The 15,116-nt window shown below is 70.3% G+C and carries 12 protein-coding genes and 1 pseudogene; 6 read left to right on the top strand and 7 right to left on the bottom strand.

The window, feature by feature from the left end; translation table 11 throughout:
• Nucleotides 1-13: 13 nt before the first annotated feature.
• Nucleotides 14-1,204, bottom strand: coding sequence for a beta-ketoacyl synthase N-terminal-like domain-containing protein (locus tag ON30_RS10385; RefSeq protein ID WP_051029157.1), 1,191 nt, complete (start codon nt 1,202-1,204; stop codon nt 14-16).
• Between the two features lie 213 nt (nt 1,205-1,417).
• Between ON30_RS10385 and ON30_RS10380 the strand changes: the two genes are divergently transcribed.
• Entirely contained in the window at nt 1,418-2,767 is a 1,350-nt protein-coding gene (locus tag ON30_RS10380; RefSeq protein ID WP_040706102.1) for a sensor domain-containing diguanylate cyclase, read from the top strand.
• A 227-nt stretch (nt 2,768-2,994) separates the two neighbouring features.
• A complete protein-coding gene (locus tag ON30_RS10375; protein WP_040706141.1) occupies nt 2,995-5,256 on the top strand; it encodes a HelD family protein in 2,262 nt (753 codons plus the stop codon).
• Nucleotides 5,257-5,305: 49 nt separating this feature from the next.
• On the opposite strand, the gene ON30_RS10370 is transcribed toward ON30_RS10375, so the two are convergent.
• Together ON30_RS10370 and ON30_RS10365 are read right to left on the bottom strand one after the other, a co-directional pair.
• Nucleotides 5,306-5,758 carry a universal stress protein gene (locus ON30_RS10370; RefSeq protein ID WP_040706100.1) on the bottom strand — a complete coding sequence of 151 codons (453 nt, stop codon included), beginning with the start codon at nt 5,756-5,758 and terminating at the stop codon, nt 5,306-5,308.
• 318 nt (nt 5,759-6,076) lie between these two features.
• Nucleotides 6,077-6,946: a helix-turn-helix domain-containing protein gene (locus ON30_RS10365; RefSeq protein WP_040706098.1), complete on the bottom strand. Its 870-nt coding sequence runs from the start codon at nt 6,944-6,946 to the stop codon at nt 6,077-6,079.
• A 52-nt stretch (nt 6,947-6,998) separates the two neighbouring features.
• On the opposite strand from ON30_RS10365, the gene ON30_RS10360 reads away from it, so the two are divergent.
• Nucleotides 6,999-7,481: a VOC family protein gene (locus ON30_RS10360; RefSeq protein WP_040706096.1), complete on the top strand. Its 483-nt coding sequence runs from the start codon at nt 6,999-7,001 to the stop codon at nt 7,479-7,481.
• 32 nt (nt 7,482-7,513) lie between these two features.
• On the opposite strand, the gene uvrB is transcribed toward ON30_RS10360, so the two are convergent.
• Nucleotides 7,514-9,703 carry an excinuclease ABC subunit UvrB gene (gene uvrB / locus ON30_RS10355; RefSeq protein ID WP_040706094.1) on the bottom strand — a complete coding sequence of 730 codons (2,190 nt, stop codon included), beginning with the start codon at nt 9,701-9,703 and terminating at the stop codon, nt 7,514-7,516.
• 97 nt (nt 9,704-9,800) lie between these two features.
• Here uvrB and ON30_RS10350 point away from each other — a divergent pair, with 97 nt between their 5' ends.
• The gene (locus ON30_RS10350) at nt 9,801-10,325 is read left to right on the top strand and encodes a ribonuclease FAU-1 family protein (RefSeq protein ID WP_040706092.1); all 525 of its coding nucleotides are present in this window, start codon (nt 9,801-9,803) and stop codon (nt 10,323-10,325) included.
• Between the two features lie 70 nt (nt 10,326-10,395).
• On the opposite strand, the gene ON30_RS10345 is transcribed toward ON30_RS10350, so the two are convergent.
• Nucleotides 10,396-10,836: a hypothetical protein gene (locus tag ON30_RS10345; RefSeq protein WP_040706089.1), complete on the bottom strand. Its 441-nt coding sequence runs from the start codon at nt 10,834-10,836 to the stop codon at nt 10,396-10,398.
• Nucleotides 10,837-10,968: 132 nt separating this feature from the next.
• Nucleotides 10,969-12,069: pseudogene (coaE, locus tag ON30_RS10340) on the bottom strand (dephospho-CoA kinase); the annotation flags it as partial.
• A gap of 311 nt (nt 12,070-12,380) precedes the next feature.
• On the opposite strand from coaE, the gene ON30_RS38980 reads away from it, so the two are divergent.
• The gene (locus ON30_RS38980; RefSeq protein WP_040706088.1) at nt 12,381-12,593 is read left to right on the top strand and encodes a hypothetical protein; all 213 of its coding nucleotides are present in this window, start codon (nt 12,381-12,383) and stop codon (nt 12,591-12,593) included.
• Between the two features lie 64 nt (nt 12,594-12,657).
• On the opposite strand, the gene ON30_RS10330 is transcribed toward ON30_RS38980, so the two are convergent.
• Complete coding sequence (locus ON30_RS10330) at nt 12,658-14,046, bottom strand: SPFH domain-containing protein (RefSeq protein ID WP_040706086.1); 1,389 nt, start codon at nt 14,044-14,046, stop codon at nt 12,658-12,660.
• A gap of 171 nt (nt 14,047-14,217) precedes the next feature.
• On the opposite strand from ON30_RS10330, the gene ON30_RS10325 reads away from it, so the two are divergent.
• Nucleotides 14,218-15,116, top strand: an 899-nt coding sequence (locus tag ON30_RS10325; protein WP_040706138.1) for an MMPL family transporter, incomplete at its 3' end; no start/stop codon positions are given.

Below are 15,116 nucleotides of genomic sequence, written 5' to 3'. Positions count from 1 at the left end.
GACCGACCGGCGGTCAGTCCGGCGGACCGATCAGCACCATCGAGTTGTGCCCGCCCATGCCGAGCGCCAATTTCGCGGTGATCCCGCCGCCGAACGGGTGCACGCCGTCGAGCAACCGTTCGTAGGCGGGCGCGACGATCGGCGCGGCGGGCACCAGACCGCGTTCGTAGCCGAGCGCCGCCACCGCGAGTTCCACGCCCGCCGACGCGCCCTGGCAGTGGCCGACCAGCGGTTTGACCGAATACACCCACGGTTTGTCGGCGAAGACCCGGGCGAGCAGGTCGCGTTCGGCGTCGTCGCACTGGCGGGTTCCGGTGCCGTGGGCGTTGAAATAGTCGACCTCCCACGCCCGGACCCCGGCGTCGGCCAAGGCCAGTCGCGCGCATTCCAGGATGTTCTCGTGACCGGGTTCCACCGACACCACGTGGTAGGCGTCGTTGGTCATCGCGCCGCCGAGCACCCGGGCGTAGGGGCGGTCGACGGTGCGGCTCAGCACGAACGCCACCGACGCCTCCCCCATGCTGAATCCGCGACTGCCCTGCTGGAACGGCCGCGAGACCCGCAGCGGTTCGTCGTCGGCGACGGCCGCGCCCATCCGGACGAAGTGCTCGACCAGTTCGGGGGTCGCCGACAGGTCGCTCGCGACGCAGATCACGTCGTCGGCCAGGCCGTGGTCCAGCCACATCCGGGCGGTGAGCAGCGCCGCGTTGGCCGAACTGCACGCCGCGGAGACGTTCATCGACGGGCCGCGCCAGCCGTATTCCTGCATGAGCACCGACAGCGGCGTCGAGGGGAGTAGACGCAGGAAATCCCGGGACCGACGGCGGCCGTCGTCGCGCAGATAGAACTCCCGCCAGTTGGCGACGTCGCCCAGGACGAACCCCTGCACCAAGCCCACCGTGCGCCCCGGACGCCAACCTCGCGACCGCGCGTCGGCGACCGCCTCGCGCACCGAGGCGTGCACCGCGCGGCCGTAGCGACTGCCGCCGATCGCCGGGTCGCCGCCCTCCGGCACCAGCGCCACCCAGCCGTGATCGCTGCCGTCCAGGCCGTAGCCGGGCTCGAAGGTGGCCGCGGACCGTCCCTCGACCAGCCCCCGCCACAGTGCCTCGCGATCCCATCCGTACCCCGTGACCGCCCCGATCCCGGCGATCGCCGGGCGATCGCGCGCGTGCTCTACGGTGGATGGGGTGGCGCCGGACATCAGGTGGCTCCTCTACGGTGTCTCCGCGATATCGGGATCGGTTCGGACCGGGCGAGAACGTCGGGTTCTCTGTCATGATCGAGCCGGACAAGTCATGATGGAACGCCCAGTTGTGAGCGAAACAATAGAGTCGGTGTGATCTCGTGCACCTCGGAATCAGGTCGAATCTGCGCGGCGGGTATCCGGAAACGGTCGACGATCGGGGGTTGACGAGTGGGTGAGGACAGGGCAGCCGAGCGCTCGGCGGACACCGCCGAGCAACTCGCGCAGCGCTACCGATCCCTGGTCGAGCACACCCCCGACGGGATCTGCGTGCACGAGGGCGGTCGGATCGTCTACGTCAACCCGGCCACCGTCCGCCTGCTCGCCGCCGAGGACGCCGAGGAACTGATCGGCCAACCGCTGACCCGCTTCGTCCACCCGCGCTCGGTCCCCGCCATGCTCGACCGCATCGGCCAGATCGACACCGAGGGCGCGGCCTCCGATCCCACCGAGATGACGCTGCTGCGCCTGGACGGCGAATTCGTGCAGGTCGAGACGGTCTCGGTGCGCACGCCGTGGTTGGACCGACTCGCCTACCAGGTGGTCATCCACGACCTGACCGCCCAGCGCGCCGCCGAAGCGGCCGCGCGGCGCGCCGAACAGCACTTCACCACCGTGGTCTCCCAGCTCGAGGAAGGCGTGGTCGTCATCGACCGCACCGGTCGCATCGAATCGGCCAACCCCGCCGCCGGACGCATCTTCGGCAGCGAGCAGGGCCCCGGCGACCTGACCGGGCGCACCATCGACGAACTGCCGATGGTGCTGCTCGACGCCAACGCCCGGCCGCTGCCGCCCACCCGGCATCCGGTCGCCCGCACACTGGCCACCGGCGAGACGATCACCGGCTACGTCTTCGGCGTCGACCGCCAGGACGGTCAGCGGCGTTGGCTCTCGGGCAGCAGTCGCCTGCTCAACCCCGACGATCCGCGGTCCTCGGCGGTGTCCTCCTTCGCCGACATCACCGAGTTCCGGGCCAGCAGACGACAGCTGGAATACCAGGCGACCCACGATTCGCTGACCGGGCTGGCCAACCGGTCGCTGATCCTGTCGCAGTTGGCGGCCGCGCTGGCCACCAGCGAGGATCTGCCGGTCTCGACGGTGATGTTCATCGACCTCGACGGCTTCAAGGCGATCAACGACAGCCTCGGTCACGCCATCGGTGACACCGTCCTGCAGATCGTGGCCCAGCGGTTGCAGCGCGCCCTGCGCGCCGACGACCTGGTCGGACGCCTGGGCGGCGACGAATTCCTGGTGCTGCTGTCCGGCGGTCCGCGCAGGCTCGACGTGGACGCGCTGGTCGAGCGGTTGCACACCACGATGGCCGAACCGATCATCGCGCGCGGCCACCGCATCGAGGTCAACGCCTCCATCGGCGTCACCGGCCTGGCCTCCGACGATCACCGCACCCCCGAGGCGGTCCTGCACGACGCCGATCTGGCGATGTATCGCGCCAAATCCACCGGCCACCGCGACGGCGCGCTCGGCGCGGGTCTGCGTCCGAACAGCACCCACGCCTCCTGAGACCTCCGACAGGCCCCCGACCTGCGCGGGCGGCGCGACCCGCCGATCCGCAGTAAGCTCGACAACTCTGTTTTCACTCGTGCGCGCAACCCCGTCGCGCACCCCCTCGCGGTGACAAGGAGTCCAGCGTGCCCGACCGCCTCACCCAGGACCGTGCCGAACGCGACGGCGACGCGGGCACGCCCGAGCGCGACAGCCCCGCGCGGCCGGCGGACCCCGACGCCGACCTGGCCCACGAGCAGTCGCACCTGAGCCTGCTCTACGAGCGACTCGACGAGATGCGCGCCTACGCCCAGAAACGCCTGTCGACGGTGCTGCTGGAGACCGGCGGCACCCCGCAGGCCCGCACCGAACGCGAGTCGTTCACCCAGCTCTACACCGAGGACCTGGCCAAATACGATGCCGCCGAGCACGGCCTGTGCTTCGGGCGCATCGATCTGGACGGCAGCACCGACCCCGCCGACGGCGACGGCGAGAGCCGCTACATCGGCAGGCTCGGCATCCTCGACGAGAAAGACGACTACGAACCGCTGCTGCTGGACTGGCGCGCCCCGCTGGCCCGGCCGTTCTACCTGGCCACCACCGCCGCGCCGGACGGCGTCGTCCGGCGCAGGCACCTGCGCACCCGCAACCGGCGGGTCACGGCGGTCAACGACGAATACCTGGACCTGGCCGCCGCCCGTCGCGCGGGCACCGTCGAGGACGCGGGCGGCGTGGGCAGCGAGAGCGCGCTGCTGACCGCGCTCAACGCCGCGCGCACCGGCCACATGAACGACATCGTGGAGACCATCCAGAGCGAGCAGGACGCGATCATCCGCTCCGAGCACAAGAGCGTGCTGGTCGTGCAGGGCGGTCCCGGCACCGGCAAGACGGCCGTGGCGCTGCACCGCGCCGCCTACCTGCTCTACACCTTCCGCCAGCAACTGGCCAAGGCGGGCGTGCTGATCATCGGCCCCAACGCCACCTTCCTCGACTACATCGGCCAGGTGCTGCCCTCCCTCGGCGAGACCGGCGTGCTGCTGTCCACCATCGGCGATCTGTATCCGGGCGTGAAGGCGACCCGCGAGGACTCGCTGCGGGCCGGGGAGGTCAAAGGGTCCTCGGCGATCCTGGAGGTGCTCAAACAGGCGGTCCGCGACCGGCAGGAGATCCCGGCGCAGCCGATCGCGCTGACCTTCGACGGCTACCCGGTCACCCTCGACCGAAAGATCGCCACCAAGGCGCGCGGCCGGGCCCGCTCCTCGCGCCGCCCGCACAACCTGGCCCGCCCGATCTTCGCGACCTCGGTCATCGACGCGCTGACCGATCAACTCGCCCAGACCATGGGCGCGGACCTGTCCGGCGGACCGAGTCTGCTCAGCCGCACCGACCTGGCCGAGATCCGCGACGAGATGAAGGCCGACGCGGAAGTGCAGGCGGCGATCGGGCGACTGTGGCCGATCCTGTCGCCGCAGGAGGTGCTGGCCGACCTGTTCGCCGACCCGAAGCGCCTCGACCGCGCGGGCGCGAGCCTGGCCGCGGCGGACCGCGCCGAACTGCACCGCGCGGACGACGGCGAATTCAGCGCCGCCGACGCCCCCCTGCTCGACGAACTGGCCGAACTGCTCGGCGTGGACGACACCGAGGAGCGCGAACGCTCCCGCAAGCGCTGGCGCGCCCAACTCGCCGAAGCGCAGGACGCCCTCGACATCCTCACCGGGTCCGCGCCGCAGGACCTCGAAGACGAACTCGATCCCGAGATCCTGATGGCCTACGACCTGATCGACGCGAGTCAACTCGCCGAACGCCAGGACGTGCGGGCCCGGCAGACCACCGCCGAACGCGCCGCGGGCGACCGCACCTGGACCTACGGGCACGTCATCGTCGACGAGGCGCAGGAACTGTCGGAGATGGCCTGGCGCATGGTGATGCGCCGGATCCCGAACCGGTGGATCACCGTGGTCGGCGACGTCGCCCAGACCGGCGACCCCGCGGGCGCGTCCTCGTGGGGCGCGATGCTGGAACCGTATGTGGCCCAACGCTGGAAGCTCACCGAGCTGACCGTGAACTACCGCACCCCGGCCGAGATCATGGCCGTGGCCGCCGAGGTGCTGGCCGCCATCGATCCCGGTGCGGCCGCGCCGCGTTCGGTGCGCGAATCGGGTCATCCGCCGCTCGCGCACCGGGTCGCGCCCGCGGAGGTGCGCGCCACGCTGGCCGAGACGATCGCGCGCGGACGCGGGCCGGGAACCACCGCGGTGATCGTGCCGCACGCCGCGGTCCACCAGTTGTCCGAACTCGCCGCGGAATCGGTGCGCGTGCTCACCGTGGCCGAGGTCAAGGGCCTGGAATTCGACACGGTCATCCTGGTCGAGCCGGGCCGCATCGTGGCCGAATCGCCGCGCGGACGCAACGATCTCTACGTCGCGCTGACCCGCGCCACCCAGCGACTGCACGTCGTGCACACCGAGGACCTGCCGCCGGAGCTGTCCGCACTGGCCCGGACATGACGACGTCCCGCGGTGCGCGCCGGGCGCACCGCGGGACGTCGGGGGTCGATCAGCGGACGGTGTGGACGATCAGCACATCCGAGCGCGACTTGCGCGCCACGTCGGAGGGCACCGAGCCGAGCAGCCGCCCGGCCAAGGTGTTCAGGCCGCGGTTGCCGACCACCAGCAGATCGGCCTGTACCTCCCGGACCAGGTCGAGCAGGCTGTCGACGGGTTCGCCGACCACGGCGCGCTCCACGATCTCCTTGGCTCCCGCGGCGGTCGCGCGGTCACGGGCCACGCGCAGGATCTCGTTGGTGGGCGCGGAGCCGCGGACCTGATACGCCTCGTCCTTGAGGACGTCCGCGGCGGCGGCGACGTCGCGATCGTCGGTCGGGTAGTAGGCGCAGGCCACCACCAGGGTCGCGCCGGCGGCGCCCGCCAGCGAGGCGGCCTTGTCGACGGCGACGTATGACGAGTCCGAGCCATCGGTACCGACGACAATGGTCCGGTAGGCGGTCATGTGTGTCCTCCAACTATGCGGGTCGGGTGCCTCGGCACCGGCGCTTTCCGGACGGTCGGGGCACCGGTGCGGCGACTGCGCTCGACCCTAGCGGCAAATCGTCCGGAAATTTCAGAAATCGCAACACATCACACTCGGCGGTGTCGCGCCTTTCGCCGCCGGCACGCCGGGATCGGTTTGCGGCCCGCCGACCGACCAGCGCCTACCCCATTTCTCCGGCCGAATTCTGTGACCCATCACAAACTCCGCCAACCCGTTTGCGGCCCTGGGAGATTCATCACAGAGGACGGCTTCGTGATTCCGGCCACCGCCACCCGCCTATCGGCCCGCCGGAAAGACTTTCGAGGTGACCTCGTCGCGCGATCGTATCGAATTCTTCGCGTATTCCAGCGGCGCCATTCCGATCTCGGCGGTGAACTCGCGGGAGAAATGCGCCTGATCGAAGTAGCCCAACTCGGCCGCCAGCGCCGCCAGATCCGCGAATCGCCCGCGCGCGAGCAGATCCGCGCCGTCCTGGAGTCGGTAGCGGCGCAGCACCCACTTCGGCCCGGCCCCGACGTAGCGACGGAACATCCGTTGCAGCGTCCGCGCGCCGACGCCGAACCGATCGGTGACCTGATCGACCCGGGTCAACTCCGGATCGTGTTCCATCGCCGCCACGATCCGCAGCACCAGCGGATAAGTGGGATCGGCCGGGACCGGGAGACCGGCGAAGAATTCCTCGGCCACCTCGCGCCGTCGGGCATCGGACGATGCCTCCAGCACCCGTTCGGACAGTCCGACCGCCGCCGGTATCGCCTCGGTCAACGCGATCGCCGAATCCTTGAAGGCCCCGACGTCCAATCCGGTGCAGGCCCCGAAACCGCCCGCGCGGAAACGGACGCCGAAAGTCTCGCCGACCCCGGACAGTTCGCGAATGTATTTCCCGGTGCTCACCCCGTTGACGAATCCGCCGACCCGCGCGCCGTCCCGTTCGAAGGTGACGTTCACGCACGGGAAGGACAGCACCTCGGCCCGGTACGGCGCGCGGCCGCGCAGGTCCCAGCGCACCGACCAGTACCACTCGACGAAACGGCCGGTCACCGGACCGGCGGGCAGGCGCGCGAGCGTGCGGTACTTGGCCTGTTCGTCGGGATGCAGGATGCCCTTGCGGTCCTCGGGACCGGGGACCGCGCCCGCCTCAGCCACGGTGTCGCGTTCTTACAAGACCCGGCCGGGCCGAGCGAGCAGGCTCGAAGCCATGACCGAGACAACCGATCCCACCGTGTCCCCCATCCCCGAGGGCTACCACTCGATCACCTGTTTCCTGGCCGTGCCGGACGGCAACAAGGCCATCGAGTTCTACCGCGCCGTGTTCGGCGCGGAGGTGATCAGCCGCAACGACCTGCCCGACGGCCAACCCGCGCACGCCGAACTGCGCTTCGGCGACTCCACCCTGCAACTGGGCATGCCCATCCCCGACAACGGCGTGCTCGCCCCCGCAGGCGACTGGGTGCACACCTCGATCGTGCACTACTGCCCCGACGTCGACGCCGTGATCCGCCGCGCGCTCGACCACGGCGCGCGCAGCGCCGAGGAACCGCAGACCTTCGTCACCGGCGACCGCTACGGCGTCGTCCTGGACCCGTTCGGACACCGCTGGGCGGTGATGACCCGCGTCGAGGACGTCTCGCGCGAGGAGGCCGAGCGCCGCGTGAACGAATGGATGGCCACCCAGGGCTGAACGCCCCGGCGCGGACGCGGACCGGTGCGGGCTCAACTCAGACCGGCCGCGTCCATGCCGCGCAATTCCTTCTTCAGGTCCGCGATCTCGTCGCGCAGCCTGCCCGCCAACTCGAATTGCAGTTCGCGGGCGGCGTTCATCATCTGCGCGGTGAGTTCGGTGACCAGATCGGCCAGTTCGGCGCGCGGCATCGACTTGACGTCGCGCCCCTCGATCACGCCCGCGCTCACCGCCCGGCCGGGCTCGCCCTGGGCGCGCCTGCCGCGACTGGCGTTGCGGCCGGACCCGCCGACGGCGACCTCGTCGTCGGCCTCCTGGTAGACCTGATCGAGGATGTCGGCGATCTTCTTGCGCAGCGGTTGCGGGTCGATGCCGCGCTCGGTGTTGTAGGCGACCTGCTTGGCCCGACGGCGCTCGGTCTCGTCGATGGCGTGCCGCATCGAATCGGTGATCTTGTCGGCGTACATGTGCACCTCGCCGGAGACGTTGCGCGCCGCGCGGCCGATGGTCTGGATGAGGCTGGTGCTGCTGCGCAGGAACCCTTCCTTGTCGGCGTCCAGGATCGCCACCAGCGACACCTCCGGCAGGTCGAGCCCCTCGCGCAGCAGGTTGATGCCCACCAGCACGTCGTATTCGCCCAGACGCAACTGCCGCAGCAACTCCACCCGGCGCAGGGTGTCGATCTCGGAGTGCAGGTAACGCACCCGCACGCCCATGCCCAGCAGATAGTCGGTGAGATCCTCGGCCATCTTCTTGGTCAGCGTGGTGACCAGCACGCGTTCGTCGCGTTCGGTGCGCGCGGTGATCTCGTGGACCAGATCGTCGATCTGCCCCTTGGTCGGTTTGACCACCACGTGCGGATCGACCAGGCCGGTGGGCCGGATGACCTGCTCGACCACCTCGCCGCCGGACTGCCCGAGTTCGTAGGGCCCCGGGGTGGCCGAGAGGTAGACCGTCTGTCCGATCCGGTCGGCGAATTCCTCCCAGGTCAGCGGCCGGTTGTCGATCGCCGAGGGCAGCCGGAAGCCGAATTCGACCAGGTTGCGCTTGCGCGACATGTCGCCCTCGTACATACCGCCGATCTGCGGCACCGTGACGTGGGACTCGTCGATGACGAGCAGGAAATCCTCCGGGAAGTAATCCAGCAGCGTCGCGGGCGCGGACCCCGCGGCGCGACCGTCGATGTGCCGCGAATAGTTCTCGATGCCCGAGCAGAACCCGACCTGACGGATCATCTCCAGGTCGTACTGGGTGCGCATGCGCAAGCGCTGGGCCTCGAGCAGCTTGCCCTGGCGCTCCAATTCGGCCAACCGCTGCTCGAGTTCGGCCTCGATGTCGCGGACCGCGCGCTCCATGCGTTCGGGACCGGCCACATAGTGGGTGGCCGGGAAGATCCGCAGCGTGTCGACTTGGCGGACCACATCGCCGGTCAGCGGGTGCAGGTAGTACAGCGCCTCGATCTCGTCGCCGAAGAACTCGATGCGCACCGCGAGTTCCTCGTAGGACGGGATGATCTCGACGGTGTCCCCGCGCACCCGGAACGAGCCGCGCACGAACGACAGGTCGTTGCGGGTGTACTGGACATCGACCAGCAGGCGCAGCAGCGCGTCGCGATCGATCTCCGTGCCGACCTCGAGTTGCACGGACCTGTCGAGGTAGGACTGCGGGGTGCCCAGGCCGTAGATGCACGACACCGAGGCGACCACGACCACGTCGCGCCGCGACAGCAGCGACGAGGTGGCCGAGTGCCGCAGCCGCTCGACGTCGTCGTTGATCGAGCTGTCCTTCTCGATGTAGGTGTCGGTCTGGGCGATGTACGCCTCGGGTTGGTAGTAGTCGTAGTAGGAGACGAAGTACTCGACCGCGTTGTCGGGCAGCATCTCGCGCAGTTCGTTGGCCAACTGGGCGGCCAGCGTCTTGTTGGGGGCCATGACCAGCGTGGGCCGTTGCAATTTCTCGATCAACCATGCCGTCGTGGCCGATTTGCCGGTGCCGGTGGCGCCGAGCAGCACGACATCGCGTTCCCCCGCCGTGACCCGGCGTTCCAGTTCGGCGATGGCGGCGGGCTGGTCACCGGCGGGCCGGTGGTCGCTGACGACGCGGAACCGCCCGTCGGCCCGCTCGATCTCCCCGACCGGACGGAACTCCGAGTGCGCGAGCGGCGTCTCGCCGTGGGCGCGGTCCTCGTAGCCCTCGGCCGGAATCTCGGTTGCGAATGCCATGCTCACCAGCCTAGGCCCCGCCACCGACACATTCCGGGCGACGAGGACGGCGGGCGCTCGGCTCGACGGCGCGGCCACGGCGGTAGATTCTGGGTGCATGACGCAGGCGCCGGAAGTCCACGTGCACAAGCCCAAGGTCGAACACTTCGACGTGCCCGGTCTGACCAACACCGATCCCAAGGGTCTGGTCCGCCAGGTCGAGCGCTATCACGTGGAGCCGTTCGGCCTGTACATGGCGCGCTCGGCCGACCACCCGGAATTCCACTATCTCGAATCGTGGCTGCTGCCGGAGCTGGCGCTGCGCGCCACGATCTTCCACTACCGGCCCGAACACCGGCGGGATCAGAACTACTACCTCGACCTGGGCGAATTCACCAGGGGCAGCGCCGGGCAGTGGACCTCGGTGGACCACTACCTCGACATCGTCGTGCGCACCGGCCGCGACCTGGAACTGCTCGACGTGGACGAACTGCTGGCCGCGCACGCCGCCGGACTGCTCGGCGCGGCCGAATCGCAGGCGGCGATCGAACGCGCGACCGCCGCCATCGATGGCATCGCCGCCAACGGCTACTCCCTGGAACGGTGGCTCGAGACCCTCGACATCACCCTGACCTGGAAGTAGCCGCCCGCGACGGCCGCCGTCCCCCGACCGGACGACGGCGAGGGGATCGCCCCGCGGCGATCCTCTCGACTCAGTTGCTGGACAGACCGGGGATCAGTCCGCCGAGTCCGCCGCCGCATCCGCCGCCCGCGCTGCCGGTGCTCGCGGGCTTCTCGGCGACCGCGATGGTGACCGAATCGCTGATCAGCAGTTGGCGCGCCTCGATCTTGTGGTTGCCCGCGGTCTCGGGGGTCCACTTGAGGGTGACCTTGTTCGAGAGCAGCGAAGGGGTCACCGGGCTGCCGGGGATGGCCTTGCCGTTGTCGGTGAACCGGACCTCGGTGAGCCGGTCGATCTCCACCGTCGCGGTGATCGTGTAGCTGCATCCGACCTTGTGCTCGGTGCCGCTGACGCTGATCTCCCCGACCCAGGCCGAGGCGTGCGGGGCGGTGAGAACCGCGATGGCCGCGACCGCGCCGAAGGCCGAGAGGCCGGTGCCCGCGCGACGCAGACGCCGATGCTGTGCTGTCATGCTGGATCCACTTCCTGTGATGCCTCCCACTCCAGGTGGGCGAGCACGACACTATCCGGCACGGCGCACCCGCACGGCAGTTTCCGAAACATTGATGTTTCAGAGCTGCGCGGCGGTCGACTACCCCGTTTCCGCCGAAGCGGCGACCTGGGCGGGCGAGCCCTGCACCCGGACCACGACCGTCGCGGGCCGCCCCGGATCGGCGTTGCCGTGCCACGATTCGGCCGGGCGATCACGGGCGGCCTCGGCGTCCGACGACTCCGCGTCCGACAACCCCGCGTCCGACAACCCCGCGTCCGACAACCCCGCGTCCGACGGTTCCGACGAGCCCGTGCCCGACGACTCCGACTTCGCGGCGGGCACAGTGCCTGCGGGCAGCGCCGGGAAACCCGCGCCGCCCAGCGCCGCGCGCACCGAGTCGACGTGCGCGGCGTCGGCCACGGTGATCTGGATCTCGAGCAGATCGGGCGCGGCTCGCCCCGGGACGGCGGTCGCGCCGACGTGATCGATGCGCGTCGCGTTCGCCCCGCAGGCCACCCACAACCGCGCGATCAACCGCCGCGCCTGCGCGGGCCACTCCGGGTCGGCGGCCACGACCGTCGCCTCGGCGGGCGCGGGCGTCCCTGCGCGCAGATTCCGCTCGAACGGCACGAGCCTGTCGTCCCAGAGCGCGGCCAGCACCGGTTCGACCGCGCCCTCGGGACCGCTGTTGTCGAGCAGGACGTCGGCCACCAGACGTCGCTGCTCGTCGGTGGCCTGGGCCGCGATCCGCGCTTTCGCGTCGCCCTCGTCCACGCCACGGAACTCCACCAACCGCCGCAACCGGGTCTCGGCGGGCACGTCGACCACCAGCACCAGATTCATGAACGGCGCGAGATTGTTCTCCACCAGCAGCGGGATGTCCTGCACCACGATGGCGTCCGGCGCGGCCGCCGCGATCAGTTCGGTGGTGCGCCGACCCACCAAGGGGTGGGTGATGGAGTTCAGCGTCGCGCGCGATTCGTCGTCGGCGAACGCGCGGGCGGCCAGGGCCGGGCGGTCCAGAGCGCCGTCCGCGTCGAGGATCTCCGGGCCGAACGCCGCCACCAGCGCGGCCAGGCCCTCGGTGCCGGGAGCCACCACCTCCCGGGCGATCACATCCGAATCCACGATCACCGCACCCCGCTCGGCGAGGATTCGCGCCACCGTCGACTTGCCCGCTCCCATGCCTCCGGTGAGGCCGATCCGCAACATGCCCCACAGTCTCGCATCGCCCCCACGCGCCCACCCGGGCACCGCACGGCGACTACCGCCCGAGGGACTTTCACCCCCGAAGCGCGTGATTACCCACCGGCATTTCGGAATTCACCACCCGGCGGGCGCTTTGCCCGTTCCGTGACTACCCCGAGACCGATTCGCAACATTTCCGGCGAAATGCGCCACGCCGACGACAACTTTCCGACACGCCGGGACAATCGCGGTCGCAAAATCCCCTGCGCCGCCCATTTCTTCGGCTAATCTTCGCCCTGGCGATCCAGGCCACACCAGCTAGCAAAGGAACATCATTGGGCACCAGAATCAACCAGACGGGTCGCCACCGCCTGGGAATGGCGGGAGGCGTGCACTGCATCGAGATCCCCGCTGTCGCGGCCGCGCTCGCCGAGCATCGCCGCTCATGGTTCACCGCATTGATCAGCCCCGCGCGACACAGTTTCGCGGCCATGCGAAAACGCCCCGCTGTCGCCGCCGTGCACTGGCTCCCCGCCGCGGCAGGCTGACGCTCGTTCCGCCCGGTGGCCCGACTCCCCGCGAGTCGGGCCACCGTCGTGTGTCGGCCCGGGCTCAGCCGTCGCGGCGCTGATCGGACCGGTCCGCCGTCCATGACTCGAGCAGGCCGCCGAGTTGGGTCAGCAATGCCGACAGTCCCGACACGTCGCCGCCGAGTTGATAGGTGCGCAGTTCGGCGGGCGTCGGCAACTGCGAGACGATCTGCGGCAGATTCTCGATCAACTGCGCCTGGATGCTCGCGCCGTTGCGGGCGTTGGCGGCCACCACCCGCAGTCGGTCGCGTTCGAGGTCGAGCAGTTCGCCTTCGTGCTCGGCGCGCAGTCTGGCCTCGGTCAGCGCCAACTCGCCGTCGAGTTCCTGGCGGCGCAATTCCTGTCGCCTGCGCAGGTTCTCGGCCTGTTCGGCGTGCTGTTCGCGCTCCAGGCGCAGCGCGTGCGTGGCGGTCTGCTGCTCCAGATCGGCGACCGCGCGCTGGTCGTCGTGCTCGCGGGTGGTGCGCCGCAACTGTTCGGCGGTCTCGCGGTCGAAGGCGGCGGCCTCGTTGCGCGCGCGCAGTTCGGCCAGTTCGCGCTCGTTCTCGATGCGTCGCTGCTCGGCCGCGCGGTGGGTCTGGGCCTCCCGGGCCGAGATGACCTCGTGGGCGGCCAGTTCGGCCAACCGCGCGATCTGGCTCTGTTCGCTGCGGTAGGGCTTCTGGAGGTTCTCCCACAGGGTCGAGGAGCTGACCACCGCCTCCTTGATCTGCACGGTGACGATGCGCAACCCCAGACCGCGGTCGCCGTCGGCGCTGCCCTCGGCGACCGCGCGCAGTCGGGCGGTGAGTTCCTCGATGATGGGCTGCTTGTCGCTGAGCACGTCGCGCACGCCCATGGTGGAGACCTTGTCCTTGATGGCCGCCTCGGCCTGCTCGCGCAGTTGGATGTTCACCAGGCGCATGGGGTCCTCGGCGTCGGAGAAGTCCAGTTTCCGGTAGGCGGTGGCGAAATCCTCGATGATCCACTGCACGTAGCCCTGGACCAGCACGCCCTGCAATTCGCTGCAGATGCAGTAGGCGTTGATGAGGATGGTCTGCATCGCGCCGGGGACCACCAGGAACGAATCGGTGCTCGGATCGAAGCGGAACGAGACGCCCAGACCGATGTGCACGGGTTCGCCACGCCCCCGGCGGGTGTGCACGACGAAGGCGTTCGGGGGAACGAGAACCGTTCGCCTGCGCCAGAATCCGGTGATCTTCACCTCCACGGGGCCGGGCCCCGCCGACTGCGCGGGCTGACCCGCCCGCTCGGCGCGTTTGGCCATCACCCCGCGCGGCGCGGGCGCGCCGGGCGGCGGCGGCGCGGCCGCGGGGGCCGCCGGTTTGCGTGTGCGCAGGTCGTCCTCCAGCGCGGCGGACTGCGCCACGACCTGGTCGAGGTAACTGTTTCTTCCCGGATCTGTCCCCATGGGTCGGCACAGTACCCGGGCGAATCCGGTCGGGCCGAACGGATTACGCGACCGGTTCGGGGTCGTGGGCGATCGGCGGGCGCGCGTCCCTCTTGCACGGTCGCCGTCGGCGTTCCTACACTGACACATACCTGAGAGTGGCTTTCAGGTAACAGTTACCTGGGAGGGTCGATGACTCTGCACGCCACCGCCGCGCCCCCGGCGGTCACCCCGTCGCCGGGGCCGCTCGGCCGCTGGGGTCGGCTGATGGCCCGGCATCGCCGCCTGGTCGTCCTGGCCTGGATCGTGCTCGCCGTCGGCTGCGCCGCCACCTTCCCCGCCCTGCACGACCGCCTCGGCGCGCCCGACTACGCGGTACCGGGCTCCGATTCCGCCCGCGTCGAACAACTCGCCGCCGAACACTTCGCCGACCTCGGCGCCGAACAGGACCTGCTCGTCGCGCATTCCGCGCGCCACCGCGTCGACAGCCCGGAGTTCCGCGCCGCGCTGGACGCCGCGCTCGACGCGGCCAGGGGCGTGGCGGGCGTGGCCGGAGTGGTCGGCCCCCACGAGGGACTGCCCGCGCTGCAGATCTCCGCCGACGGCCACACCGCGTTCGCGATCGTCGGCGTCGACGGCGCCATGGCCGACCGCGTCGACGTTGCCGAACGACTCCAGGCCGCCATCGCCGCCGTCGCCGTACCCGAAATCGAGACCGGTCTCACCGGCTACGCGCCGATCCAGGCCGACCTGATGGCGCTGGAGACCTCGGACCTGCGCCGCGCCGAAGCCCTCGGTCTGCCGGTCGCGGCCGCCGTCCTGCTGCTGGCCCTCGGCGCGGTGGTCGCGGCGAGCATCCCGATCACCGTCACCGCGGCGGGCATCGCCGTCGCGGTCGGGGTCCTGTTCGGGCTCACCACATTCCTGGCCTTCGACTCGCTGGTCCTCTCGGTCGCGACGATGGTCGCCACCGGCACGGCGATCGACTACGCGATGTTCGTCGTCAGCCGGTTCACCGAGGAGTTGAGCCGCCGCGGCATCACCTCGCGCGCCGACCGCGCGGGCATCGCCGAAGCCCTCGGCGTCGCCCT

The sequence above is a fragment of the Nocardia takedensis NBRC 100417 genome, from assembly GCF_000308695.1.
GTDB lineage: Bacteria > Actinomycetota > Actinomycetes > Mycobacteriales > Mycobacteriaceae > Nocardia > Nocardia takedensis.
Note: the sequence above shows the minus strand (reverse complement) of the source record. Positions and strands in the feature narration are given on the sequence as shown.

Excerpts from the sequence above, each read along its gene's own strand:
- ON30_RS10385 (WP_051029157.1), bottom strand. The coding sequence starts at position 1,204 with ATGTCCGGCGCCACCCCATCCACCGTAGAGCACGCGCGCGATCGCCCG.
- ON30_RS10370 (WP_040706100.1), bottom strand. The coding sequence starts at position 5,758 with ATGACCGCCTACCGGACCATTGTCGTCGGTACCGATGGCTCGGACTCG.
- ON30_RS10360 (WP_040706096.1), top strand. The coding sequence starts at position 6,999 with ATGACCGAGACAACCGATCCCACCGTGTCCCCCATCCCCGAGGGCTAC.
- uvrB (WP_040706094.1), bottom strand. The coding sequence starts at position 9,703 with ATGGCATTCGCAACCGAGATTCCGGCCGAGGGCTACGAGGACCGCGCC.
- ON30_RS10350 (WP_040706092.1), top strand. The coding sequence starts at position 9,801 with ATGACGCAGGCGCCGGAAGTCCACGTGCACAAGCCCAAGGTCGAACAC.
- ON30_RS10345 (WP_040706089.1), bottom strand. The coding sequence starts at position 10,836 with ATGACAGCACAGCATCGGCGTCTGCGTCGCGCGGGCACCGGCCTCTCG.
- ON30_RS10330 (WP_040706086.1), bottom strand. The coding sequence starts at position 14,046 with ATGGGGACAGATCCGGGAAGAAACAGTTACCTCGACCAGGTCGTGGCG.